Origin of the sequence: Polyangium jinanense (genome assembly GCF_028435265.1) — a bacterium.
GTDB lineage: Bacteria > Myxococcota_A > Polyangia > Polyangiales > Polyangiaceae > Polyangium > Polyangium jinanense.
Genome location: NZ_JAGTJK010000009.1, coordinates 36519 through 60497, shown reverse-complemented (window position 1 = coordinate 60497; position 23979 = coordinate 36519). Strand labels below are relative to the sequence as shown.

The following is a 23979-nucleotide window of genomic DNA, read 5'->3' as shown; positions in this document are numbered from 1 at the left end:
GATGCGAACGCGTGGAATGACGTGGATGCCGGGTCTTCTGGGCCTGGTGGTGGTGAGCGGGTACGGGTGCAAGCAGATCATCGGCTGGGAGCCGGCGACGATCTGGGAGCCGGATGCGGGAGGAGGAGGCGGCGGGGAAGGAGGGCTCGGCGGAGGCGGGAGCGGCGGTGCCGGTGGGAGTGGGGGCGTGGGCGGGAGTGGAGGTCTCGGCGGGAGTGGAGGCGTCGGTGGGGCGCCGCCGGAATGCATGGATGCGGGTGACTGTCAAGCGGAACCGAACCAGACGGCGGCCTGCGAGATGGGGACGTGCGTGTACACGTGCGAGACGGGGTGGGGGGACTGCACGGCGGCGCCAGGGTGCGAGACGGATCTGGGGACGACGAAGGCGCATTGCGGGGCTTGTGGGAATGCGTGCATCGCGTTTTGCAAGGCGGGGAGTTGTAATGACCCGGTCAGCGTGGCGGGGGGGTATTACCACCACTGCGCGGTGCTGAAGGATGGGGAGGTTTATTGTTGGGGGAGGAACGAAACGGGGGAGCTGGGAGACGGGTCGAAGGTGAGCAAAACCCAACCCGTGAAAATTGCTCTCCCGGGAGGGCTCACCGCCATTGACGTGTCCGCAAATGGTCGGTCTGCAGGCTCGTACAGCGCTCGCACATGCGCTGTCTTGAAGAACGGCACCGTTGCGTGCTGGGGAGAGAACGTACTCACGCCGACGCTCGTGGGGCAATTGGCGAACATAAAATCGATTTCAGTCGGCGGAGGTCACGTCTGCGCAGTCGATGTCGTTGGGGGGGCATTGTACTGTTGGGGGAGGAATCAGTCCGGACAGGTGGGAATTGGGGACACGTTCTTTGTGCAATTTCCAACAAAGATTGCATCCGTAAGCGACGTCGTGAAGGTGAGCGCCGGCAGTACACACACGTGTGCGCTCCAGATGGGGGGAAAGGTGTTCTGCTGGGGCAGAAACTTCAACGGTCAACTAGGCCTGGGAGACACCACCGATCGCCTGACTCCCACAGCGGTCTCGGCCCTTTCCGGTGTCACCAATATTCAGATCGGAGATTCCCACACTTGTAGTCTCGGCTCAACGGGACTTCATTGCTGGGGCTCCAATCAGGTTGGCTCGCTGGGGATCAACTCGTATATCGATGCATCGACACCCCAATTCGTGTCGTTGCTCGGTGCACAGCGAATTGATCTTGGTTACGGAAATACCGGAGCAACCGTGGACGGCGCTCTATGGATGTGGGGGAACAACGCCAGCGGACAGCTGGGCAACGGCAATCAAACGAATCAGCCGAAGCCCATTGTCAATAATCTCACGGGAGTCAGCTCGCTGGCATTCAGCGTGTCGACATCTTGTGCGCTGATGGACACAGGTGAGATCCTGTGCTGGGGCAATAATACGTATGGCCAGTTTGGGAATGGCACGACGGCGAGTAGCTTCACGCCGACGCCGCTCGTTTGGCCCTAGGGGCTCGGCGGCGCGCCGCTCCCGTCGCCGATATCGTACTTGAGCTCCACGTCCTCAATGTAGGTTCCGACGAACGGACTCGTCCTCGTGCAACTCGGGACCTTGTCGCCGCAGGCCGAGCCCGAGCAGGCGAAAGAGCGCTTCTCAATACCTTCTCCGGAGATTGCGTTCCCGTCGGTGATGACGTTGACCGTCGACGTGATCGTCGTCGTTCGCTTCGTCTCGGCTCCACTCGGGTCCTCAGAGTACTCGACGTCGACCACCTTGCCCGAGAACGTGAACCCTTCGTCCGACTCCGCGCCTTCGAGCGTAACGGCGCCCGTGTCGAGGTAGATCTTGTCCTCGATGCTGGCATAGATGATCCACGTCCCCGTGCCGCGCAGGGACGAACTGTCGTTCGCCAGGTTCTCCGGCGGTTCCGTCGCCGGATGCCAGCACCCGCTGCTCGAATCGGTCTCCCCGAACGAAACCCGGTAAATCCACGTATCCCCCGGGGACACGCCGCACCCCGTCAGACCGGCCAGCGCCGCAACGCACGGGAGCGCCCGGAGCAAGCTCTTTCCGAATTCCATCGCTCTTTCTCCTCAGTTCAAAGCTTCCGGGACGTCAGCCCCCCGCACCCCTCCTCCATCACGGCTGTGATCAACCCAACTGCCTCCAGTAGTGTGAGGACGCTTGGTGATCCGAAGCTGCGTGTGTCGAGAAGGCCGATCGTCCACAACTTTTTTCAGGTGAACGATACATCGCTCTCGCGGACAAACGGAATCTTTTCTGAAGTGAGGCGTCTCGCAGAAAGATCGACCGCCAGGTGACTTACGTCACCTCCCACGAACCGACGTCCCAGTTTGGCTGCCACAACGAGTGTGGTCCCGCTTCCACACATGAGGTCCGCCACCGTCGCGCCCTCCCGGCTCGACGCCCGGATGATGCGTTCCAGCAATCGCTCCGGCTTCTGCGTCGGATACCCCGTGCCTTCGACGCGCAGCGGCGTGTTCGCCACCATCGCCGGTACGTCGGTCCAAACACTGCCGAGCCGTCGTCCCTCATCCGCGTAGTAGCGGTACGTCCGGCCGTTCACGACACGCTCGCGGTACAGGCGGCCCGTCTCGTCGAGATGCCGGAAGTGCATCTCGAGGCTCGTCGCCGCGTACGGCTCGCGCAGGATCGGGTCGCTCGCGTTGTAGACGACCTCCCGGCGCTCCCGCGGATCCCGCACGTAAAGCAGGAGCGTCTGGTGCGTGACCGTGAACCCACGCGCGCCGCGGCTGCCGTTGCCAGGCGTCCAGATCACCTCGCCAAGGAACGCGCCCCGGCCGAAAAGGCGATCACACGCAACCTTCACCTCGTGCACGGTGCGATGATCGAGGTGCACGTAGATCGTGGCCCCCCGGCTCATCCGGCCGCGGATCACCTCGAGCCGCGGCAGGAGCATCGCCACGAGGCTCTCCGGATCGTAACGATCCTCGTACGCCACCGGGCCGCCCGACGCCTGCTTCTTGCCCCGGGTTTGTCCGGGCGCAGTGCGCGCCGTCATCGACGTGCCCACGCCGTACGGCGGGTCGAGGTAGACGAGGTCGAAGGAAACGTCCGGCGCGAGCGCGGCGCAGACGTCGGCCGCGTCGCCGTGCGCGAGGAGGTTCATCGGGTTCCCGTCGCCGCCTCGGGCTTGCCCGGGAGGAGATCGTCGAGGAGCGCCGCGAGCGCCTCCGCGTCGCTCCACGGTTCGAGCGCGAGCGGCTCCGGGAGCCACGGCCACGCAGGTCCGCGGCCCTCGCAGCCAGCCACCGCCTCGGCCGGCGTGCACGCCACGCGCAGGTGGAAGTGATCGTCGTGCGGCGCGGCGTCCTTCGGCTGCAAGAGGACGTTCTCCGCGCGCCAGACGAGCTCCGGATCCTCGCCCCGCGCCCGCGCATGTTCGATGAGCAGCGCTTCGAGCCAGCGCGCGAGGAAGAGCCACTCGACGTCGGCCTCGGGGGACGTGACGAGCGCCTTCACGAGCTGCCAGTTGCGCTCGGTGTCGAAGCGGACGAACGGGAGGCGTTTGTCCTCGGTCTCGGCGAGGCCGTCCGCGCCGAACCGGACGAACCCAGGGCTCGGGATCGAGCGGCCGTCCGGCGTCGTGCAGTAGAGGAGCAAGTCGACGTCGCGGCCCGTGCGATGCGAGCGGTGGCCGTTGCGAAAGCCGCCGTGGCGGTTCGAGAGATCGCCGACGAGCAGCGGCGCGCCGGGGCGAAGGGTCGCGACCTCGCGGGCGGCGCGCTTGACCGTTTCGACGAGGCGCGGCGTGCCGTACCGAGCGCTCGTGTTGCGCAAAAGCCGGTACCCGGTGCCCCGGTCGGGAAGCGCCGCCGCGCCCGTGAGCACACCCGCGTGGGGCAAACCCACGGACCCGGACAAACCCGGCGCGAGCGGCGTCGGCGTGCCCATGCACGCGACGAGGAGGAGCGCGAGTGCGGCACAAAACACGAGGAGCGAAGCGCGAGGACGCATGACGAGAGGAGAAGCCGCGCGCATGGAAGCATCGGACGAGCGTCGCGGGAAGGGGCCACGCGGCCTTGCCGCGCCCGACGCGCGAGGCCACCATCGAACCAGCATGGAAGAGCTGTTTCGCAGTGAGTTCGCGGTCGTCACGCGGGAGCCGGGGTTCATCCGCGTACGACGGACCACGACGCCGATGGCCGTGGCCGGCGTGACTGCGATCCTCGACAAGATCGCCAGCGAGTTTCGCATTCGCGTGCCGCTGCGCGAGCGCAAGGCCCTCGGCGTGCTGCTCGACACGCGGGAGGCTCCGATGATGACCGACGACGCGGCCATGGCGATCGTCCGCCCGCTCATGAACGAGGTCCTCACGGGCTTCCCGCGGAGCGCGATCCTCGTGAAGACCGCGGTCGGGAAGCTACAAGCCATGCGCAGGGCACGCGAGGAGACGAGCCTCGGCAGGGTCCAGCTCCCGGTGTTCGACGACGAGGCCGCGGCGATCGCGCACGTGCGCGGCGAAGAGCTCCCCGCGCCGCCGCCGCGCTCGTCACCGAGGCGCTAGCAAGCGGCGGCGCGCGGAGGCGCGTTCAGAAGCAGGGGCCGGCGCAGCTCTGCGCAACGCAGTTCGACCACTGGGTGCAAAGGTTGCCGGTGCAGCACTGCTGCTGGCAGCTCGCGGGCGTGCCGCCGCCGACGGTGCAGCGCTGGAAGCAGCTCATGCTCGACGCGCACTGCGGGTTCGAGAGGCAGCTCTCCGTCTGCTGGCAGCAGCTCCCGACGATGCACTGCGAGCACGGCGTGCCGCCCGGATCGAGGCTGCACGTGCCCGCGTCGACGGGCGGCACGCCGCAGTGCCCGCCGTTGCACACGAGGCCGACGCAGCACTGCGGATCACTCACGCAGTTCGATCCCGTGGGCAAACACGAGCCCGCGCCGCAGATGCCGTTCTGGCAGACGTTCGTGCAGCACTCGCCATTCTCGGCGCAGGGGAAGCCGTCGAGCTTGCATTGCGCGGCGCCGCAGACGCCGTTCGTGCAGTTGTTGGTGCAGCACTGGAAAGGCGCGTCGCAGGGGAAGCCGTCGGGCTGGCACTGGCCGAAGCCACACGTGAAGAAGTTCGGATCGCAGAAGGCCGAGCAGCAGTCGAAGCCGTTGTCGCAGAAGAAGCCGTCGGGCTGGCACTCGCTCATGGTGCAGAACCCGCCCGGATCGCAGACGCCGGAGCAGCACTCTTCGCCGAAGTTGCAGCCGAAGCCATTGGGCATGCACGCGCCGAGGCCGCAGGTGCTCGAGAGCGGGTCGCAGATGCCCGTGCAGCACTCGAAGTCGTTGACGCAGAAGAGGCCGTTGGGCGTGCAGCCGCCGGGGCTGCAGGCGAAGATCGAGAGGTCGCAGAAGCCCGAGCAGCACTGGAAGTCGGCTTCGCAGAAGAAGCCCTGGGGCTGGCACTGGCCGAAGCCGCAGATGAAGGTCTCCGGGTTGCAGAACTGCGCGCAGCACTCGAAGTCGTTCTGGCAGAAGCTGCCGTCGGGCTGGCACTGGCCGAAGCCGCAGCGCTGGCTCACCGGGTCGCAGAAGCCCGAGCAGCACTGGGCGTCGAGCTCGCAGAAGGTGTTGTCGGGCTGGCACTGGCCGAAGCCGCAGCGGTGCGTCTTCGGGTCGCAGAAGCCCGTGCAGCACTCGCCGGATGCGTTGCACGCGGCGCCGTCGACCTTGCAGATGCCGCCGCCGCAGATGCCGCTCTCGCAAAGGTTGGAGCAGCAATCATTCGGGGTGAAGCAGGCCGTGCCGTCGGGGCCGCACAACTCGAAGTTGCAGACGCCGCCAGGGCAGAAGCCGGAGCAGCACTCGGCGGCGACCTGGCAAGGCGCGCCGTTCGGGTTGCAGGAGCCGGGGCCGCAGACGCCCTCGGTGCAGAGGTTGGAGCAGCACTGCGAGGGGTTCGTACAGACGAACCCGTCCTGCTGGCAAGCGGAGCCGCAGACGTTCTGGTTGCAGGCGCCGCCGCAGCAGTCGCCGTTGTTGAAGCAGGCGGCGCCCTGGGGCTTGCAGGCGAGGGTGCCGCAGAAGCCGCTGGTACACTGGAAATCGCAGCACTCCTCTGGGCCATTGCACGCAAAGCCGTCGGGCTTGCACTCGATGCCGCCGCAGAAACCCTGCCAGCATTCGAGGCTGCAGCAGTCGCCGTGCTCGGTGCAGGCGAGGCCGTCGGGCGTGCACTGGACGCCACCGCAGAAGCCGTCCAGGCAGTCGAGGTCGCAGCAGTCGACGGTGGTCTCGCAGGCGCTGCCTTCGTGTTTGCAGAGCTGCTCGGGCTTGCAGACTTCGTCCTTGCAGGCGAGGCCGTTACAGCAGTCGCCGGGCAGGCCGCAGCTCTCGCCGAACGCGCCGCAGTTCGTGCCGCCGCCCGTGGCGTAGGCGTCGAAGTCCCCGGTCCGCGAGCCGCAGGAGGCGAACGTCAGGACCGACACGAGGACGAGGGCGAACGCGCATGCGACGCGCGCAGCAAGCGAAGGGCGCATGCGCGGATTTTAGGGGTCGAGGCGGCTCGGACGCGAGAAATTCGTGGTCTCCTCGGGAGAACCGGGAGCGAACGAGCTCTCGTTGCGCAGGTCGGAGGAGGGGCGCAAGATGGCGGGCATGGGATCTCCCGCGCGGAAGGTCAAGCCGGCGACGATCGAGGACTTGCTCGCGATCCCCGAGGAAGAGCGGCGGCACGAGATCATCGACGGCGAGCTCGTGCAGAAGGCGCAGCCGACCTTCACGCATGGACGTGGGCAAGGCCGTCTCTACGGCCGCGTCAGCGAGCCCTACGATCGCCGTCCGGGTCGTCGCGGTCCCGGTGGCTTTTGGCTGGCTCTCGATGTCGAGGTTGCGCTGGCCCCGAATCAGATTTACCGCCCCGATCTCGTCGGATGGCGACGCGAGCGTGTTCCCGAGCAACCCACCGAGTGGCCGGTTCGCATCCGCCCGGACTGGGTCTGCGAGGTCCTGTCGCCGAACAACCGTTCGAACGACAGGGTGAAGAAATATCGCAATTACCACCGATTCGAGGTGCCGCATTACTGGATCCTCGACCCGATGGACGAGACGCTGACCGTCTTTCGATGGACCGAGCCGGGGTACCTCGTGGCGCTCATCGCCGAGGGTGGCGAGCGCGTCCACGCCGAACCCTTCGAGGCCGTCGAGCTCGACATCAACGAGCTCTTCGGCGACGCCGACGAGGAAGAGCCCACCGAAGGCTAGTCGCTCGTCCTGAAAAACGTTTTTCCTGCCATCCCCCACCCCCATGCCCCCGATCTCCCCGAAAATCTCGTCGAAATCCTCCCCGAAAGACCCGACCGACCCCCGCGACACCGGCAGCGGCCTCGCGGGCGCGGCGCTCGCGGCGTTCGTGATCGCGGTGATCATCGTCGGCGTGCGGTACTGGGGCAGCCGCGGAGAGCCAGGCCCGGGGCCAGTCGATGCCGGGGACGCGGGGGACGCGGCCGTGGTCGAGGACAAACCCCCGCCGCCCCGGTGCACGGCCGTCTCCACCGAGGCGTTCGTCGTCGGGGAGCCTCAGGCCGCGAAGGCGCCCAAGGCTCCGGATGCCGGGGAAGGCGACGAGGAGGAAGAGTTCGACGAGCTCGCGCCATTCGCCGTGGAGCTCGGGCGTGGCACGACGTTCGAGGGCGGCTTCGCCGTGGGCGCGTTGCGCGACGGGGAGGGCGGGTCCGTGGCGATGGTCGTGACGCTCGGGCTCGACGGGCGTGGCGGGAAGCTCGTGCGGCTCGGGCGTAGCCGCGGGGACTTCGATGCGCCGACGGTGAGCGGGTACAAGGGGTCGGTGCTCGCGGCGATGCTCGAGCCGAACGCGGGTGGGCGATCGATCCGCCTCGCCCGGGTCAGCGGCGAGCAGGTCACGTGGGGGCCGGAGCTCAGCGAGGGGCGCGACGAGTCGCTCGCGGTGGATCTGGCCGCGTCGGGCGCGGGCGCGGTCGTGGTCTGGGACGACGTGAGCAAGGACGGCAAGCAGACGATGGTGATGCTCGCCCCGTTCGACCCGGAGACGATGAAGGCGAAGGGCGAGCCGCGCCCCGTGTCGCCGCCCAAGCAGGACGCGGAGACACCGAGGCTCGCGGCACGGCCCGGCGGGCTCTGGCTCGCGTACACGGTCGTCGGGGTGGCGAGGAAGCCGAAGGACGAGGATACGGGGCTCGTGGGGGAGGCGATCGCGCCGCGGTGGATCGAGGTCGTGCCGCTCGACGAGCAGGGCGCGGCGGTGGCGCTGCCGCGCGCGGTGACCCCGAAGGACGGGCACGCCCTCGCCTTCGACGTGGAGCCGAGCGAGGACGGGGGGATCATCGTGACGTACCGGGACGACGACACGCCGAGCGGGTCGAGCGGGGGGCGCGTCCTCGGTGTGTGGGTGCGTTTGTCCGGGATAGGGGAGGCGAGGCTGCTCACCGAGGAGCCGAGCTCGGCCGGCGTGCCGGACCTGATGCCGGGCTGGCTCGCGGTCTCGTCGCTCTCGGGGGCGACGCGGATCGGGACGATGACGGCGCGGGGCGAGCTCGTGGGGGAGCTCCGGCCGGAGCCGGTGCTTGGCAACGGGGAGGTGCTGGCCGCGACGCGGGCGGCGCTGCTCGTGGCGCGGCCGGCTGGCAAGGCGATGAAGCTCTCCGTGATGCAGTGCGTCCCCGAAGAACCCGGGGCGGCGGACGCGGGGTTGGAAGCCGGAACACCCTCGCCCTGAGGGGTCCCCAAACATTTTTTGGACGATCGGCCTTCTCAACACATTAGGGCGAGCGTGGGAGACTCTATCCAGCGCCCGCCGTCGCGCCCCAGACACAAACCCCGCGTCCAGGTTCTCTACGAGTTGTTCCTAGCGGAGGTGCGCGAGCGCCTCGAAAGCCTGGGGCTCTACGGAGACGACCTCGAGGAACTCGTCCAGATCGTCTTCGTCGTCGCCAACCGACGGGCCGCGGTGATCCCGCGGAACGACGAGGCCGCAAGACGCTGGCTCATGGAGGTGGCCCGAAAACAGGTATCGAACTACCGCAAGCTCTACCGGCACGCCTACGAGGTGCTCGACCCGGAGGCGATCGCCGACGCCGTCGCAGAGCCGCAGGACCCCGAGGCGTATCACGCCACGATCGCGCTCGTGCAGGCCGCCACGCGGCTCATGCCCGCCGAGGAGCGCGAGATCCTGCTCCGGCACGACGTGGAGGGCGAGACCCTGCACGAGATCGCGAAGTGGCTGGGGCTCAGGAAGAGCGGCGCCCACGTGCGGGTGCAGCAGGCCCGGGCGCGGTTCGTCGAGAAGCTCGCCCTGGTCGAGCAGCAGCGGAGGGGCCGGAGGCGCAAGCGCAGGTTCGTCCCGATGTGGCTCGCAGGGTGGCTCGTGGGCGTGTGGCGCTGGTTCGTGGAGAAGCGCCGGCGGCTCGCGCGGCTGGGCTAGAGCATCGATGTCCTAGCGCTCGCCGAGCGAGAAGAACGTGCCGCGCGGGCGGGTCGGGAGGTCGGGGGTGTAGTCCTTGCCGGAGAACACGCTCGGGCTCGTGACCCGCGTGAAAGCGCCTCGGCCCGCGCCGGCACGTGCGAGATCCTCGATGCGGACCACGATCGCCTCGACGGGGCTCGACGCACGGCTCCGTGGGCGGGAGGCGCGCCTTTGGCCCTGCGTGGGCTCGGGGGGCGGCCAGGGGATCTCCGGGAAGCGGAAGGAGTACACGGAGAATCCCGCGCCGACGTCCTGGGTGAGCGCAGGGACGAGGGGATCGCCGTGGTGGTCGAGCAGGGTGACCGCGACCGGGCCGAGGTCGCGGTCGCTCGCGAGGACGAGGCGCGCCTCGAGCTTGCCGTCGCGCGCGCAGGCGTGGACGTTGCCCGCGAGCCCGATCGAGGGGTCGGGGACGGGCGCGGTGGCGAAGCTCTCGCGCCAGGGCGCGCGTTTGTCCAGGTGTGTCCGGGCCGTCTGGTCGTCGAGGCGCTTCTCGAGCGGCGCGTGGATCTCGTAGCCCCGCGCGACGGGGCCGACCATGGCGCGTGGCTCGCCGCCCGTGTCGACGACGAAGACGCCGAGCCGCGGGCCGTCGGCGCCGAGGTAGGCGACCTGGTTCGCGCTCGTCAGGGTGAAATAGTCGGCGACGAGGTCGGCCGCGCGCGTGGCGCCGATCTCGCGGTCCTCGAACATGTCGAAGTACCAGCCGGTCCACTTGGGCGGCTCGCCGCTGTCGCCGCCGTAGCCGCCGAGGGGGATGTGCTCGGCGACCATCGCGAGCCAGGTGGCCTGGTCCGGGGTGGGCGCGCCGCGGGCGAGCTCGGTGCGGGCGATGGCGCGCAGCGTGCCGAGGACGCGGAGCAGGCCGTCGAAGCCGCCGCTTGCGACCTTGCGTAGGTTTTCGACGTGGGCGATGAGCGCGTCGTAGAAGGGCACGAGCGGCTCGACGTAGGCGTCGGGGATGGCGCAGCCGTAGGCGTCATAGCCCTGGCCCGCGATAAGCACGAACGTGTGGCGGAGCTGGGCATACCCGACGAGCGCGGAGCCCAAACGCAGGTCGGCGTAGGCGTCCTTGGCCATGAACGAAGGGCGTGCGCCCTCGGGATCCTTGCGCAAGGCGAGGATCGCGCGGAGGAAGCTCGCCTGGACGTCGCGGCCCTTCGCGGCGCCCGTGGCGAGCTCTGCGCGGGCCGTGTCGAGCGCGGGGCGGAGATCAGGAAAGCGGTCGAGGTCGTTTTTCAGGTACGTCGCGGCACGATCGTGGCCGAGGAGGTACGCGACGTCGGCCGCGCCGATCTCGGAGCGACCTTGGACGTCGTCGTGGACGAGGCGGCCGAGCGGCGCGATGTCCGGCACGATGCGCATGCCGAGGAGCGTGCTGATGACGGGCAGATTCGTCACGCCCTGCGGCATGAAGTGGACGCGCGCCGTGCGGCGGAAGCCGTCGCCGATCACGAGGCGGAGTTTTTCCGGGGCGGCCGGGTCCTTCGCGGTGAAACCGCCCTTCTGCATGAGGCGCAGCAGATCCGGGACGCCGACGTCTTCGCGCCGGCCGGCGAAGGCGCCGTAGATCTCCTCGAAGAGACCGATCTCGGCGAGCGCGCCGCTCTTCTGCGCGAGCTCGGCGAGGGCGAGGGCGGCGCGGGCTTCGCGCGGCGTTTCCCGCGGATCGGGGGTGGCGTCGGGGTGCGAGCTTCGCGAGTCGCGCGAGACGAGGTTCCACTCGAGGCGCGAGAGCCACATGATGGCGGCGAAGTACGCGTCCGACTGCCAGACCTCCATTTTGACCTGGTCGAAGAACGTGTTGTCGGCGTAGTGGCCCCGCGGCTCGAACTGGGTGAAGTCGATCATGCGGGTGCGGCCGAAGAGCTCGACGGGCGTGAGCTTTCTGTCCCGCTCCGCCGAGAGCAGCGCTTCGACTTGGTTGTCCTGTCCGAACAGCGAGAGCGGCGTGTTCGTCTTCTGCGGGACGTGCGCCGCGGCGAGCGCGAGGTAGAGGTCGAGGTCCTTCCGGGTCGTTTCGTCGATCGACGCGCCGCTCGCCGCGAGGGCCTTGCGTAGCTTCTTCAGCATCGACTCGAGCGCGGGCTGCAGGCGCGTGCGTTCGATGCGGGCGAGCGACAGCTCCGTGGCGCGGAAGACGGCGTGCAGGATCGGATCCGGCCCCACGTAGAGCGGCAGTTCCTCCTGGAAGACGTCGTGGAACGCGTTCGCGTAGTCCAGGTACGGGAGCCGATCGAGCGCGACGAACCCGTTCTCGCGTAACCGCGCATGCTCGACGTCGGTGAGGTGGACGTGCGCGTCGATGCGGTCGAGGAAGCGAGGCTTCTTCACGCCGTCCCACGGGGCGGAGGCGGGCTTCTGCGCGGCGCCGCCGGCGCGGGCTTTCGGTTCGACGCGGCGGATCGCCTCGTTCGAGATGAAGCAGGCGTCTTCGCCCTTGGGCGTCTTCTCGACGAAATCGCAGTCGAAGCCCCCGCAGCGGGGCTCCACCGGCGTGAAGAGCTTCAAGTCGGCGAGGGCGGTCGTGGGCGGGGTCGAGGTCGGCAGGGCGCATGCGGTCTCTGCTTTCAGCGACCGGATGAGCTCGCTCGGGGACGGGGCCTTTGGAGGAGCGGCCGAGGTCGCCGCGCTCGCGCTTGCGCTTGCTACGGCGGAGGAAGCGGGCGCGGTCGGTTGGGCCGGTACGCCGGTGTGATCCGTGGCCGCGGGGCTGCAGGCCGCGCCGAGGATCGTGGCGAGGGAAAGCGCGGCGAGGCGAGGGCGCATGGCCCGAGGGTATCAAGGTCTCGAGGCGACTCCTCTCTTCTTGGGGCCGCCACGCCGGGGCGCCGCCCCGGACCCCGCGGGGGCTGTTCGCCCCTCGACCCGAACCAGGGCAAGCCCTGGACTCGGGTTGGAAGAACTGCGCGGTGCGCAGTTCTTCCACAGGCCGGTGGCAAGACCAGAGACAGCGTTGCTGATCGAAAGGGCAGCGCGGCTGTCTTGGTTGGCAGGGGTCGTTCCTCGGCCTGTTCGATGAACTGCGCATCGCGCAGTTCATCGACCCTGGGTCCAGCGCTTGCGCTGGTCCGGGTGCAGGGGCGGACAGCCCCTGCTGGGGCCTGGGGCAACGCCCCAGCGCAGCGCCTCCCAGATGAGACCAATTAGACCCCGAGATCCCGCCCAGCCGCCTCGGCGCGCTCGTCGTCCCGCACGACCGCGCTCCGGGGCTCCGCCGCGCACGGGATCCACACGCGGAACGTCGTCCCTCGACCGAGGGTCGAGTCGCACGTGATGCGACCCTCGTGCGCGGTCACGATGCGCCGCACCGTTGCGAGGCCGATGCCCGTGCCCGGCGCGCGCACGCCGGGCACGCGGTAGAACGGCTCGAAGATGCGGTCCTTCGCGCCGTCGGGGATGCCCGGCCCGGTGTCCTCGACGGCGAGCTCGACGAAGCCTCCGTCGGCCCGCGCGGCGTGGATCGAGACGCGCCGCTCGTTGCTGCCCGCGATGTACTTGAGCGCGTTGCCGAGCAGGTTGAGCACCACCACGTGCAGGAGCTCGGGCGAGCAGGCGACGCGCGTGTCCTCCACGTGGACCGTGACCTCGGCGCGCACCTCGGTGGCCGTCTGCGCGAGCTCCTCCGCCACCTGCGCGACCACCTCGCGCACCGAGGCCTTCTGGCTCGTGTCGTCCGGGCGGCTCGACCGCGAGAACGCGAGCAGGCCTTCGAGCACCGCGTTCGCCCGCGTGACCGATCGTTCGAGCGAGGTCGCGATCCGCTCCGTGGCCTCCTTGCCCTCCGCGCGCCGGAGGCGGGCCGGCACGAGCGCGATCGGCGTGAGCAGGTTCCGGAGATCGTGGGCGATGCGGCCCGCGAACGCGTCGAGATCCGCGTTGACCTGCGAGAGCCGCTCGACGGTCTCCGCGAGATCCCGCCGCGCCGCTTCGGCCTCTGCGCGGGCGCGCTCCTCGCGCGTGAACAGCGCGAGCCGCTCCTCGGCCGCGCGGTAGAGCCGATGCATCGTGCGCGTGAGCAAGACGCCGAGGCCCGCCGCGAGCAGGACGGCGCCACACGCCACGATCACGACGAGCCTCGACGCGCGGGTTGCGGCGAGCCGGGCGCTGTCGCGGGCGACTTCGAGGCGCGAGTCCACGAAGAGCGCGTAGTCGCCGATCGCCACCTCGAGCGCCCCGAGCTTGGGGATCACCTCGGCCCCGACGACGCGCCCCACGTCCTCGTGCGTGCCGCCTGCGCGATGCAGCGCGAACGCCCGCGCGAGCGCCTCCTGGTGCGCCTTCTGCGCGGTCGTGATGCGCTCGAGCCGCGCGCGCTCGGCGGGATCCTCCGTGCGCGCGAAGAGCGCCTTGAGCCGGGCCTCGAAGGCTTGACGCGCGGCGTAGCTCTCCTCGAGCATCTCCGGATCGCCGGTGAGCAGGTACGCCCGGCCCTGCGACGATTTCTGCAGCGCGCCGGCGCGTAGACGCTCCACTTCGATGAACTCCGCGTCGTAGATCTGCTCGACGCGGTCCTGGCTCGCGATCACCGATTGCAGCGCGAAACTCGCGACGCCGCCGATGACGAGCGCGGCGAGGATGGCGACGAGGTACGCCGCGCCGATCGTCTGTTCGAGCTTGCGCCGCGCAATCGCGCGTTCGGCGTCGCCTTCACCGACGGCGGCGTTCGCGACGGAGAGCGTCCTTCGCATCGGATCGAGCTTCATGGCCCACCGCCGCGCGGGGCCCGAAAGGGCGTGGTGGACGAACCAAAAGCTTCTGGAAAATAAGATAAACGCAGCCCTTTGGCAGGGGGCCGCGCGAAGAGGCTGGCCGGCGGGAACACGAATCGCGCGAGAGCAGGGTCCGTACCACGCGCTTGTGCGCGGGCCGTGCCCACGTCGGCGCGTCCGGGGCGCGCGCGGCGCCGAGAAAGGCGCTTCGCGGGGGCGCTTTCGGCGCACATCGACGGGGGATTCGTCTATCGTGTTTTTGGCTTTTTATCGGAGAGGTTCTTCATGTCCGGACGAATGGGTGACGATCATGCGGCCGCGCGCCGGCGGGTGCTCCTCGGCCTCGGCGCCGCGCTCTCGGCGGCCGCCGTGGGTTGCGGCGGCGCGGGTTCGGCGACGGACGTCGCGGGCGCAGGCGCGGGCGTGGGCGCGTCGGGCGCGGGCGGCGCCGGGGGCGCGGGCGGCGCGGGCGGAATGGGCGGAATGGGCGGCGAAGGGGGCGCGGGCGGCGGCGATCCGGGCGAGAGCTGCACGGATTCGGGCGGCCTCTCCCCCGAGGAGCTGCTCGCGCCGATCGACACGTTCGTCATCCTGATGATGGAGAATCGTTCGTTCGACCATTACCTCGGGAGCTTGCGCTTGATCGAGGGCCGCGACGTGATCGGCCTCGACGGTACGGAAAAGAACCCGGCGCCGGACGGAACGTGGATCACGGTCTCGAAGCTCGACGATTACACGCCGGAGGATCCGCCGCACAACTGGGACGCCGCGCATGCGCAGTGGAACGGCGGCAAGAACGACGGGTTCGTCCTGGCCCACGCGGGATCGGCCCAGGCGGACGTGATGGGGTATCACGTCCGCGAGCAGATCCCGGTCCTGTATGCGCTCGCGGACGCGCACGCGGTTTGCGACCGGTGGTTTGCCTCGGTCATGGGACCGACGTGGCCGAACCGGTTTTACCTGCACGGCGGGACGAGCAAGGGGCAAAAGGGGAACCTCCCCGTCCTCGGCTTCGACAGCATCTTCAATTACCTGAACGAAGCCAAGGTCAGCCACAAGGTGTATTACCACGACATCGCGTGGTGCTCGGGCGCGTATTTGAAGACGACCGGGCTCGCGGGAATCGAGCAATTCTTTGCGGACGCGGAGGCGGGCACGCTGCCGAATGTGGTGTTCATCGACCCGCAGTTCTTCGGCGGGGGCGCGAACGACGACCATCCGGATCACGACATCCGGCTCGGGCAGGCGCTCATCGCGAGCGTGTACACGGCGCTCGCCAAGAGCCCGCAATGGGGCCGCTCGATGTTCGTCCTGACGTACGACGAACACGGCGGATTCTTCGACCACGTGGCGCCGCCGACGACGGAAGACGACGAGGCCGCATTCGAGCAGCTCGGCTTCCGTGTGCCGTCGATCGTGGCGGGGCCGTTCGCGCGGAAGGGGTGCGTGGTGGGCACGCAGTTCGAGCACGTCTCGGTGATCCGCACGTTGTGCCGGCGGTTCGGGTTGCCGGCGTGGAACACGCGTATCGCCGCGGCGAACGATCTCTCGTCGTGTCTTCAACCGGCCTATCTATCGGACCCGCGGCCGCCCGTGGAGCTGCCGCCGGTGGATGTCTCGATGGCCGAGCTCATGGCGCGAAGGGAGCACGCGGAGACGCATGCGGAGCTACGGGAGGCGCTGGATTCCGGGCTCATCCCGGAGCACCTGGATCGGCGCGGGGAGGGGATGGCGATTGCGAGGAGGGTGGTCGAGGCGGGAGCGCGGCTCGGGGCGGTGCGAATTCGGGATTGACCGATTCGTCAGCCGGGCGCGCTCGAGGGCTCTTCAGGCGCCTGGCTGCGCTCGCCGCGCGTGCCGTAGAGGTGCGTCAGCTCGAATGCGGCGGCGAGCGCGGGTTGTTTCGTCTCGCGGGCCGCCGCGCGTGCGGCTTTGCGCGCGGAGCGGGCGAGGGTGACGACGATTCCATCGATCAGGTCGAGGTGCTCGGTCGCGGCCATGGTGCCCTGTCCCTCGCGCTCCTTGGCAGCGGCGCGCAAGGCGTCGGCGGCGATCCCGAGGCGCGTGATGGCGTCCGGGCCGCCACGGTCGTGCACCACGGCGGTCACGTCTTCCCGCTTCAATACATCACGCAGGGTATCGAGCTGCACGGCGAGCTTTTCGGCGTCGTCCTGCGCGGCGCGTGTCTGATCGAGCGCGACGGCGATCACATCCGCGCTGGCCTCGTCGCCCTTCTCTTCGAGGTCGTTTCGCCCGGCGTGGAGGACGCTGCGGGCGGTCTCGCGGGCGCTTTTTCCTTCCTTCAGCGCCGTGACGAATCCCTTGTTCGTGAGCTTGCGCTGGCCTGCGACCCCGACGCGCCCGATACCGGCGGCGATGAGCGCGTCGCGCGCATCCGAGAGCCGCGCGCCGTCGGCGGTATTGAAGCCGTGCTTCTGGAGGGCGGGGGCGTACTTGTGGAGGGCTTCGAGGGTCTTGTTGGCCTGGTTCAGGGTATCGGTGGAGCCGAACTGCTTGCCGATGCGGAGGTACTCCTGGCGGGCTTTGGGGGCGATGGTGGCTGTGTCGAGGGGCATGATGGTTCCTTTCCGTGGACGGAAGGCGAGGTGGAATGATCGGTCGGGACGGTAACGCTCCAGGACGTCTCGGAAAGGGGCGGATTCGTGCTCTGGAACGCTGGGGAGTGTCTCGAAGCGGGAGGGGGGCGTCTCGAAACGGCTGGGAGGCGTCTCGAAACGGCTGGGGGGCGCGTCAAGGCAGAAGGGACGGGCGGCGAGGCAAGGGGGCCGCTGCGCGTTCCATTCGACGTTCCATGCACCGAGGCTGCGACGGGGGAGACGGAAACCGACATTCCCGTCGAGGTGAGGACCCGACACCGCAGATGAGGACGAGAGACCGCAGATGTCGACCTCGTCGGGAGGCGGCGTGGCGCACCGCAAAACCCTTCATGTTACCGCAAGAGCCTGCCCTTCCGATAGCTGGATCAAGATCCAGGTCGCGACCTTTGGACCTGCCTGCTTAGGGTGCCTCGCCTGCGGGCGACCCGTGGACATCCACCACGCGCCCCGCCCATGAAGGAGAAGAGTCATGACGCATTTCACCTCCCTTCGTCCTCTCCGTGCGATGGTCACCGTCCTCGGCCTGAGCAGCTTTGCGTTCCTCGGCGGCGCGTGCTCCAGCACGGACACGCAGGACGCCGAGCACCTCGGCGCGGCGGAAGAGCACCTCACCGACGCGCAGTGCTCGTTCTTCGACGTCAACGGCAAGAACCAGATCTGCCACTACACGGGCTCGGCGAACCACCCCTACACCATCATCAAGACCAGCGAGCAGGGCTGCATCAACGGTCACGCCATCCACGCCAACGACTACATCGCCGTGGGCGACCCGACCTGCCAGGGCGGCGGCTGCCTGCCGGCGACCGCGCCCTGCGACGCCACCCTGCCGTGTTGCGACGGGCTCACCTGCCAGAACGGTACGTGCGTCGACCTCTGCGCCGGCGTGACCTGCACCGCCTCCGACGCGTGTCACGTCGCCGGCACCTGCGACCCGGCCACCGGGGCCTGCTCGAACCCCGTCGCCGCCGACGGCACGGCCTGCGACGACGGCAACGGCTGCACCGTCACGGATAGCTGCGGCGCCGGTACCTGCACCGGCAGCGGCAATCCGTGCCAGAACGGCGGCACCTGCAACCCCGCGGAGCCCTACACCTGCACATGCCCCGCGGAGTTCACGGGGCCGAACTGCGAGACGCCCGCCTGCGTCCCCACCACCTGCGCCGCGCAGGGAGCGACCTGCGGCACCATCCCCGACGGCTGCGGCGGCACGCTCACCTGTGGCGGGCCGTGCGGCCCCGCCTGCCCCTGCGCCGCGAACCCGGCCTGGCAGGCCGCGCTGGCCGGGACGATCGTGAACGATGGGCGGTGCACGAATTACTCCTTCCCCGCCCCCTGCCATACTTCGGGCAACAACTCCTGGGCCGTCTCCGATCAGGGCACGTCGGTCGTGGAGCTCATGGCCGGAACGGACTCTGTGGACGGGGAGTCCTTCAGCTACTGCGGTGTGCAGGTGATGCAGGTGAGCGACCAATTCGCCGGCAACTGCAGCGGGGGTGCCTTCCCCGTCATGAATTTCTCCATCACCGCGGCGGAGGTCGCGACGTGCAGGGCCGAGATCGCGAACTTCGCGGCGGCCCAGAACACCACCTGCAACTGAGCCTCCATCTCCTACGCTCCAGGCGCGCCTACCCCCCGCCTGCCGCCGTGCCTCGATCGAGCCTGGTGAACAGGCTCGCGAGCTCGGCGGCCGACGCGACCTCGAGCTTCTCCATCCCCTCCGCCCGGTAGAGCCGCACGGCCGACGCGGAGATCGCGAGATCCGCCGCGATCTGCTTGTTCAGCATCCCCCGCGCCACCCGTTCGCACACCTCGCGCTGGCGCAGCGAGAGCGTCGCGAGCCGGGCGGCGAGTGCCTCCACCTGGGCCCGCGCCGCCCGTGCCGCCGCGTTGCGGGCAAGGGCGTGTTCCACGGCGGCGAGCAGCGCCTCCTCGTCGACCGGCTCGGGGAGGAAGTCCACGGCGCCCGCCTTCATCGCCTCCACGGCCAAACGCACGTCTCCATCGCCGCTGGTGAAGACCACGGGCAGCTCGCACCCGCTCTCGCGCAGAAGGGCCTTCACCTTCAGGCCGTTCGGATCGGGGAGCTGGGCGTCGATCACCATACAGCCCACCCCCGCCGCGCGCGCCGCCTCCAGGAAGGCGAGCGACGACGCGAACACCTGCACGGCGTGCCCCGCCTCCCGGAGCCGCGCGGCAGCGGTCCCGCGCCAGGAGGGGTCCCGGTGCACCAAGAAGACGGTGGCCGCCTCCGCTCCTCCCGGGGGTGGGCTCGTGGCTCCGCGCGCCCCCGCCTCGCCGAGGCTCGTCATCACCAGCGCCTTGCCCACCGGGTCGGACCACGTCCCGGTGAGGGAGAGCCTCTCCTCCGTGCACAAACTCTCGAGCGTCACGCGCGAATGCATCCTTCCCATGCCAGGTGTCCCCCCAGACATCGAGTGCGGAGCAGTGACATGCGAGGACCGGGCCGTGAAGGAATAGGAAAGAAAAAAAAAGGATGAGATGGGGTGGGAGGTCGAGTGACCACGCAGGCAGAGCAGGCCCCTCACACCAAAGCACGCGGGGGGCGCGCCAGCGGCACGGGCGATGCTTCCGACGCAGCCGCGTGGGGCCGTGAAGAACGCGATTCGGTTGACGATCCGCCCCCGGAGGGCGGCAGCAGCGACGCGCTGCCCGAGAGCGCGAGGTTACACGCCTGCGGGAAGCACCAACGAAAGGTACAGTGCGATCGCCATCGGCAGGTCGAGGCGCGGCTCGCACTGATAGAATACGTAATCGTCCGTATGGTCCCAGATGGGTCGGAAAATGCGCTGCCAGGGTGGACGCGAATGATTTTGGCCCGTAAATATCGCCGGGGAGCCGAGGGTGCTGACATTTCCATCGAAAGTGATGATGGGCGGATACGGCCCCCAGAGGGGCCATTTTGTCCATTTCCAGGCCATCGCTCGGTGACACGTTCAACAAGAACATCCGATGACGGATCCCCCGTGGGCTGCCCTCGGATGCGCGGCCCATCAGGTGGGTAACGAGCCTCATATCGTGGTCCGCGAAGACGATCCCTGTCTCGGTCGCTTCCTCGGGTGACCGCTCCACGACCTCGACAACGGCCCCGAGCGCGTCGGAGAGCTCCCGCGCGAATCTGTCATACTGGTGGAACTGCCGGGGGGGGTTGATTCAACGCCCGGCGGGAGACCCAGCGCGCTCAGCGGGCGAACCCAGAGACGAATCGGCGAATTCATTGCGTACCACCTGCTCCTTTGGCCGAACACCCTCGAAGGCACGATTTCCGTGGACGGAAGGCGAGGTGGGCCGATCGGTCGGGACGGTAACGTTTCAGGACGTCTCGGAAAGGGCGGATTCGTGCTCTGGAACGCTGGGGAACGTCTCGAAGCGGCTGGGAGGCGTCTCGAAGGAGGTTCGGGGCGTCGATGTACGGCGGAGGGGCGTCTCGAAGGAGGCTCGGGGCGTCGATGTACGGCGGAGGGGCGTCTCGAAGGAGGTTCGGGGCGTCGATGTACGGCGAGGGGGGCGTCTCGAAGGAGGTTCGGGGCGTCGATGTACGGCGAGGGGGCGTCTCGAAGGAGGTTCGGGGCGTCGATGTACGGCGAGGGGGCGTCTCGAAGGAGGTCGGGGGCGTCGATGTAGAGGTCGGGGGAGGGGAGGCGAGGCGAAAGCGGCGCAAGGTAGCGGTGGGGGGATGATCCGGGTAGGCTGGCGTCCACCATGACGACCAGCCCGCGGGTACGGCGGATCAAGGTGAAGGGTCTGTTCGGGATCTTCGACCATGAGATTCCGCTCAACATGGATGAGCGGATCACGATCCTGCATGGGCCGAATGGGTATGGGAAGACGATCGTTCTGCGGATGCTGGATGCGTTGTTCAGGGGGCAGTGGGAGACCATCGGCGCGGTCCCCTTCGATAGCTTTTCGGTCGAATTCGAAAACGGAATGGTCCTCGGCGTTAAACGTGAGCCCGAGGGCGACGTGCCGTCTCCATTCTTGGAAGCGCTCAAGGGCCTTGTGTTCTTTTGCCATGGTTCGCCGCTCCACGACCCCGCCGTTTTTTCGTGGGACTCACAGAGGGACCAGATAACATCGATCCTCTTTCACTTGGATGGGATCAAGGCGACGGTCACACAGCGGCTGATTGGCTGGTTGGCAGCGAGTTGCGGAGAATTGCAGCCACGGATGATCGAGACCCACCGGCTCGTTCATGAAGTTTCGCGTCACAGTCAGTTTTTGGGGAACCGGTCCGCCGTCTTGACATATTCGGATGAATTGGTGCAGGCAATCGAGGCGACGCTTGCGAGGTATGCCAGCCGCGCGCAGGAGCTTGATAGCACATTCCTTGATCGTCTCTTCCGGCAGACTCCGCAAACGGAGTTGCCCATCGAAGAGATCGAGGTGAGGCTGCGCGGGCTCGATGACAAGCGAGCAAGGCTCGTCCAGCTGGGCGTACTCGACCCAGAGCGCGAGTCGCACAAGAAAACCCCACGGCTCGAAGAATCAAAACGCGATGTGCTCACGGTGTACATCGAGGACACGGAAAGCAAGCTCGGTATGCTCGAGGACCTCGCGTGGCGCATCGAGCTCCTCACAGAGGCCGTCAACAGGCGCTTTGTCTACAAGCGGATGAGCGTATCTAGGGGAGAAGGGTTCGTCTTCCGTTCCTTGGTCGACGGTCGGAGCGTCCCCTCGGACCGGCTCTCCTCCGGCGAGCAACACGAGGTCGTCCTGCTTTATGAGCTTCTGTTCCATGTGAAGCCTGGCTCTCTGGTCCTCATCGACGAGCCCGAGATCTCCCTCCATTTAGCCTGGCAAAACCAGTTCCTTGGCGATCTTCTGCAAATGGTCGAGCTTGGAGGCTACGACGTGCTCGTCGCGACCCACTCACCATCCATCATCGATGATCGCTGGGACCTGACCGTCGAGCTGAAGGGCCCGGAGCTACCCGCAAAGGCCGCCGAATGAAAAACGCGATGCTCGATGCCATCAATGGCGCGCACATCGCCAACAAGATCCGGATGGAGCGCTCCCAGCACGCGGGCTCCTTCCTCGTCGTGGAGGGGGTAAGCGACAAGCGGTTCTTCGACTGGCTCATCGACAAGAACAAGTGCAAGATCGTCGTGGCATATGGCCGCGACAAGGCGCTCGACGCGTTTCATCGCTTGCAGGTTCCATCCTTCGATGGCGTCCTCTTCGTCATCGATGCCGATTTTGATGCCATAGAAGGTCGGAAGCCGCCCTCCATCAGCGTCATTTTCACGGACACGCACGACCTCGAGACCATGCTTCTCGCCTCGCCTGCATTCGAGAAAGTGCTGTTGCAGGTTGGGAGCGAGGAGAAGGTAGACAAGTTTCGTGGGCAGTATGGTGACCTTCGCGCATGTCTTCTCCGATGCGCAAAACATCTCGGTTACATGCTCTGGCTCTCGCGGAAGGACAGGCTCAATCTCAAGTTCGAAGAGCTCAAATTCGGCAAATTCGTCGATGAGAAGACGCTCCTCCTCGACCCGGCCGAGATGGTCAAGGTCGTCGCGAATCACTCGCAGCGTCCGGACCTCAAGAACGACGTTCTCCTCACCCGACTCGCGGCCCTGTACGACGACGGCCATGATCCCTTGCACGTCTGCTGCGGGCATCACCTGACCGAGATCCTCGCGTTCGCCCTGCGTAAGGCATGGGGAACGAACGACGCTGGCGCGTTCGACGGGCCGATGGTCGAGCGGATGCTGGTGCTCGCGTACGACGAGGGGCTTTTCGTGACGACACAGCTCTACGCTTCCATACGAGCCTGGGAGTCGCAGCACCCCCCGTTCATCGTACTTCGCGCCCTCGGCACCCCTGCCTGATCAAGGCACGATCGCCGCCGCCACATTCGTCACATTCGCCACCCCGGGCACAGTCGCCACCGTCGCCTGCGCCCCATTCACGCGCGCATGCTTCAGCGTCCCCCCCGTCGCATACACGATCTCCGCCTCGGCCCCTGACAATCCCGGAAGCGCGACCGGCGTCGACGACGTCGTTTGCGGGACCTCGACCGTCGTGGCCGCGCCCCACGCCCCGTCCTTCCCTCGCACGAAATAGATCCCCTCGTTCAGCACGCCTCGATACGCGACGACGAAATCCCCCGCCGCCGTCGCAGCCACCGACGGCGAAAGCCCCGTCGTCGCCGTGCCTACGGTTTCCTCCGCGGTCCACGAGTTCTGCGGCGTGATCAGCTTGACCGTGCAGATCCGATTGTCGGCTTGCCGCACGTAGAAAACACGCAAATCCTGATCCGCGTCGACGAGCGCAAACGGCCTGAGCCAGTTCGCGACGAGCGAGGTCGGCGCCTGTGCAGAAAGCGTCCACGCGCTCCCGGGTCCGCTCTTCGCGAGGTAATAGATGTGCGCATCATCGCCCGCGTACACCGCATACGCCCCCGCCGCGCCGTCCCTCGCGAGCGCCGTGGCACTCGGGCCGAACGCCTGGAACTGCGCCATGCCGGCGGGCATCGGGCTGAACGGGCTGAACGCGCCGGCCTCGTATTGCGAGAAATAATGCTTGTTGTCCGTGCCGAGGAACGTCATCAGCGTGGCCACGCCGAGCGGCGACGCGGTCGGGCCGTCCTTCGCGAATCCGAAGCTGCCGACCTTCTGCACGGCCCCAAAGCCCCCGGCCTTCGTCCACGTCGCCCAGAAGAGCTCGTTGTTCTCGGCTGCATTCGCGCTCTGGCGGCGCAAGACCGCGACCACGCCCTCCGGCTTCGGCGCGAGCCCGGCCGCGGAAAACTGGAGGTTGAGCGAGCCCGTGCCCCAGCCCGCAGCCGGATCGTAATGGGCTTCCCCTGCGTCCGGGCCCGCGAGCACGAGCAGCGTGCCCGTGGGATTGCCCCCGCCGGAGCCGCCCATTCCACCGGAACCGCCCATTCCACCCGCGCCGCCCATTCCGCCGGCGCCACCGCTTCCGCCCGTGCCTCCGCTTCCGCCGATGCCTCCGCTACCGCCCGCGCCACCGCTTCCGCCCATACCGCCGACGCCGCCCGTGCCGCCCGTGCCGCCCGTCCCGGAGCTGCTGCTCGCGGACGACGACGACGACGAGGACGAGCTGCTCGCGGCGAGCGAGGCGCCTGCCCCGGACGTGAAATCGGGCGGCTCGGTGCCTTGCGCGCAGCCGAAAAGCGGGACGAACGCGGAGAGCGCGACGAACCGGGGAAGCATGCCCCAGTTG

At 68.2% G+C, this 23979-nt stretch carries 18 protein-coding genes; 9 read left to right on the top strand and 9 right to left on the bottom strand.

Features of this window, described 5'->3' with window-relative positions:
• The first annotated feature begins 1 nt into the window (after window position 1).
• Window positions 2-1477, top strand: a complete 1476-nt coding sequence (locus tag KEG38_RS19415; RefSeq protein ID WP_308216885.1) for an RCC1 domain-containing protein — start codon at window positions 2-4, stop codon at window positions 1475-1477.
• On the opposite strand, the gene KEG38_RS19410 is transcribed toward KEG38_RS19415, so the two are convergent.
• From KEG38_RS19410 to KEG38_RS19400, 3 genes are all read right to left on the bottom strand, one after another.
• A complete protein-coding gene (locus tag KEG38_RS19410; RefSeq protein ID WP_272421199.1) occupies window positions 1474-2049 on the bottom strand; it encodes a hypothetical protein in 576 nt (191 codons plus the stop codon). The two genes, KEG38_RS19415 and KEG38_RS19410, sit on opposite strands and share 4 nt — an antisense overlap.
• A gap of 155 nt (window positions 2050-2204) precedes the next feature.
• Window positions 2205-3119 carry a DNA-methyltransferase gene (locus KEG38_RS19405; protein WP_272421198.1) on the bottom strand — a complete coding sequence of 305 codons (915 nt, stop codon included), beginning with the start codon at window positions 3117-3119 and terminating at the stop codon, window positions 2205-2207.
• Window positions 3116-3967: a penicillin-insensitive murein endopeptidase gene (locus tag KEG38_RS19400; RefSeq protein ID WP_272421197.1), complete on the bottom strand. Its 852-nt coding sequence runs from the start codon at window positions 3965-3967 to the stop codon at window positions 3116-3118. The genes KEG38_RS19405 and KEG38_RS19400 overlap by 4 nt, the downstream gene beginning before the upstream one ends.
• A gap of 103 nt (window positions 3968-4070) precedes the next feature.
• Here KEG38_RS19400 and KEG38_RS19395 point away from each other — a divergent pair, with 103 nt between their 5' ends.
• On the top strand, window positions 4071-4517 hold the full coding sequence (locus KEG38_RS19395; RefSeq protein ID WP_272421196.1) for a hypothetical protein: 447 nt from the start codon (window positions 4071-4073) through the stop codon (window positions 4515-4517).
• Window positions 4518-4542: 25 nt separating this feature from the next.
• Here KEG38_RS19395 and KEG38_RS19390 read toward each other — a convergent pair whose 3' ends face one another.
• Complete coding sequence (locus KEG38_RS19390) at window positions 4543-6477, bottom strand: hypothetical protein (RefSeq protein WP_272421195.1); 1935 nt, start codon at window positions 6475-6477, stop codon at window positions 4543-4545.
• A gap of 118 nt (window positions 6478-6595) precedes the next feature.
• Between KEG38_RS19390 and KEG38_RS19385 the strand changes: the two genes are divergently transcribed.
• From KEG38_RS19385 to KEG38_RS19375, 3 genes are all read left to right on the top strand, one after another.
• A complete protein-coding gene (locus KEG38_RS19385; RefSeq protein WP_272421194.1) occupies window positions 6596-7201 on the top strand; it encodes a Uma2 family endonuclease in 606 nt (201 codons plus the stop codon).
• Between the two features lie 43 nt (window positions 7202-7244).
• Window positions 7245-8693, top strand: a complete 1449-nt coding sequence (locus KEG38_RS19380) for a hypothetical protein (protein WP_272421193.1) — start codon at window positions 7245-7247, stop codon at window positions 8691-8693.
• Between the two features lie 123 nt (window positions 8694-8816).
• Complete coding sequence (locus KEG38_RS19375; protein ID WP_272421192.1) at window positions 8817-9398, top strand: RNA polymerase sigma factor; 582 nt, start codon at window positions 8817-8819, stop codon at window positions 9396-9398.
• Between the two features lie 12 nt (window positions 9399-9410).
• On the opposite strand, the gene KEG38_RS19370 is transcribed toward KEG38_RS19375, so the two are convergent.
• Together KEG38_RS19370 and KEG38_RS19365 are read right to left on the bottom strand one after the other, a co-directional pair.
• Window positions 9411-12209: a DUF3160 domain-containing protein gene (locus KEG38_RS19370; protein ID WP_272421191.1), complete on the bottom strand. Its 2799-nt coding sequence runs from the start codon at window positions 12207-12209 to the stop codon at window positions 9411-9413.
• 377 nt (window positions 12210-12586) lie between these two features.
• Window positions 12587-14146, bottom strand: a complete 1560-nt coding sequence (locus tag KEG38_RS19365; protein WP_272421190.1) for a sensor histidine kinase — start codon at window positions 14144-14146, stop codon at window positions 12587-12589.
• Between the two features lie 291 nt (window positions 14147-14437).
• Between KEG38_RS19365 and KEG38_RS19360 the strand changes: the two genes are divergently transcribed.
• Window positions 14438-15946 carry an alkaline phosphatase family protein gene (locus tag KEG38_RS19360; protein WP_272421189.1) on the top strand — a complete coding sequence of 503 codons (1509 nt, stop codon included), beginning with the start codon at window positions 14438-14440 and terminating at the stop codon, window positions 15944-15946.
• Window positions 15947-15954: 8 nt separating this feature from the next.
• Here KEG38_RS19360 and KEG38_RS19355 read toward each other — a convergent pair whose 3' ends face one another.
• Window positions 15955-16728 (bottom strand): hypothetical protein, encoded by a 774-nt coding sequence (locus KEG38_RS19355; RefSeq protein ID WP_272421188.1) that lies wholly within the window; start codon window positions 16726-16728, stop codon window positions 15955-15957.
• Window positions 16729-17239: 511 nt separating this feature from the next.
• Here KEG38_RS19355 and KEG38_RS19350 point away from each other — a divergent pair.
• Window positions 17240-18367 (top strand): calcium-binding EGF-like domain-containing protein, encoded by a 1128-nt coding sequence (locus KEG38_RS19350; protein WP_272421187.1) that lies wholly within the window; start codon window positions 17240-17242, stop codon window positions 18365-18367.
• 28 nt (window positions 18368-18395) lie between these two features.
• Here KEG38_RS19350 and KEG38_RS19345 read toward each other — a convergent pair whose 3' ends face one another.
• Window positions 18396-19160, bottom strand: coding sequence for a response regulator transcription factor (locus KEG38_RS19345; RefSeq protein WP_272421186.1), 765 nt, complete (start codon window positions 19158-19160; stop codon window positions 18396-18398).
• A gap of 1330 nt (window positions 19161-20490) precedes the next feature.
• On the opposite strand from KEG38_RS19345, the gene KEG38_RS19340 reads away from it, so the two are divergent.
• The gene (locus KEG38_RS19340; protein ID WP_272421185.1) at window positions 20491-21738 is read left to right on the top strand and encodes an AAA family ATPase; all 1248 of its coding nucleotides are present in this window, start codon (window positions 20491-20493) and stop codon (window positions 21736-21738) included.
• Complete coding sequence (locus KEG38_RS19335) at window positions 21735-22619, top strand: DUF4435 domain-containing protein (protein ID WP_272421184.1); 885 nt, start codon at window positions 21735-21737, stop codon at window positions 22617-22619. The genes KEG38_RS19340 and KEG38_RS19335 overlap by 4 nt, the downstream gene beginning before the upstream one ends.
• On the opposite strand, the gene KEG38_RS19330 is transcribed toward KEG38_RS19335, so the two are convergent.
• Window positions 22620-23969, bottom strand: a complete 1350-nt coding sequence (locus tag KEG38_RS19330) for a hypothetical protein (protein ID WP_272421183.1) — start codon at window positions 23967-23969, stop codon at window positions 22620-22622. It abuts the gene before it with no gap.
• Window positions 23970-23979 lie beyond the last annotated feature (10 nt).

Bases quoted from the DNA above. Each gene is read 5' to 3' on its own strand.
- KEG38_RS19415 (WP_308216885.1), top strand. From the start codon at position 2: ATGCGAACGCGTGGAATGACGTGGATGCCGGGTCTTCTGGGCCTGGTG.
- KEG38_RS19410 (WP_272421199.1), bottom strand. From the start codon at position 2,049: ATGGAATTCGGAAAGAGCTTGCTCCGGGCGCTCCCGTGCGTTGCGGCG.
- KEG38_RS19405 (WP_272421198.1), bottom strand. From the start codon at position 3,119: ATGAACCTCCTCGCGCACGGCGACGCGGCCGACGTCTGCGCCGCGCTC.
- KEG38_RS19400 (WP_272421197.1), bottom strand. From the start codon at position 3,967: ATGCGTCCTCGCGCTTCGCTCCTCGTGTTTTGTGCCGCACTCGCGCTC.
- KEG38_RS19395 (WP_272421196.1), top strand. From the start codon at position 4,071: ATGGAAGAGCTGTTTCGCAGTGAGTTCGCGGTCGTCACGCGGGAGCCG.
- KEG38_RS19390 (WP_272421195.1), bottom strand. From the start codon at position 6,477: ATGCGCCCTTCGCTTGCTGCGCGCGTCGCATGCGCGTTCGCCCTCGTC.
- KEG38_RS19385 (WP_272421194.1), top strand. From the start codon at position 6,596: ATGGGATCTCCCGCGCGGAAGGTCAAGCCGGCGACGATCGAGGACTTG.
- KEG38_RS19380 (WP_272421193.1), top strand. From the start codon at position 7,245: ATGCCCCCGATCTCCCCGAAAATCTCGTCGAAATCCTCCCCGAAAGAC.
- KEG38_RS19370 (WP_272421191.1), bottom strand. From the start codon at position 12,209: ATGCGCCCTCGCCTCGCCGCGCTTTCCCTCGCCACGATCCTCGGCGCG.
- KEG38_RS19365 (WP_272421190.1), bottom strand. From the start codon at position 14,146: ATGAAGCTCGATCCGATGCGAAGGACGCTCTCCGTCGCGAACGCCGCC.
- KEG38_RS19360 (WP_272421189.1), top strand. From the start codon at position 14,438: ATGTCCGGACGAATGGGTGACGATCATGCGGCCGCGCGCCGGCGGGTG.
- KEG38_RS19355 (WP_272421188.1), bottom strand. From the start codon at position 16,728: ATGCCCCTCGACACAGCCACCATCGCCCCCAAAGCCCGCCAGGAGTAC.
- KEG38_RS19350 (WP_272421187.1), top strand. From the start codon at position 17,240: ATGACGCATTTCACCTCCCTTCGTCCTCTCCGTGCGATGGTCACCGTC.
- KEG38_RS19340 (WP_272421185.1), top strand. From the start codon at position 20,491: ATGACGACCAGCCCGCGGGTACGGCGGATCAAGGTGAAGGGTCTGTTC.
- KEG38_RS19335 (WP_272421184.1), top strand. From the start codon at position 21,735: ATGAAAAACGCGATGCTCGATGCCATCAATGGCGCGCACATCGCCAAC.
- KEG38_RS19330 (WP_272421183.1), bottom strand. From the start codon at position 23,969: ATGCTTCCCCGGTTCGTCGCGCTCTCCGCGTTCGTCCCGCTTTTCGGC.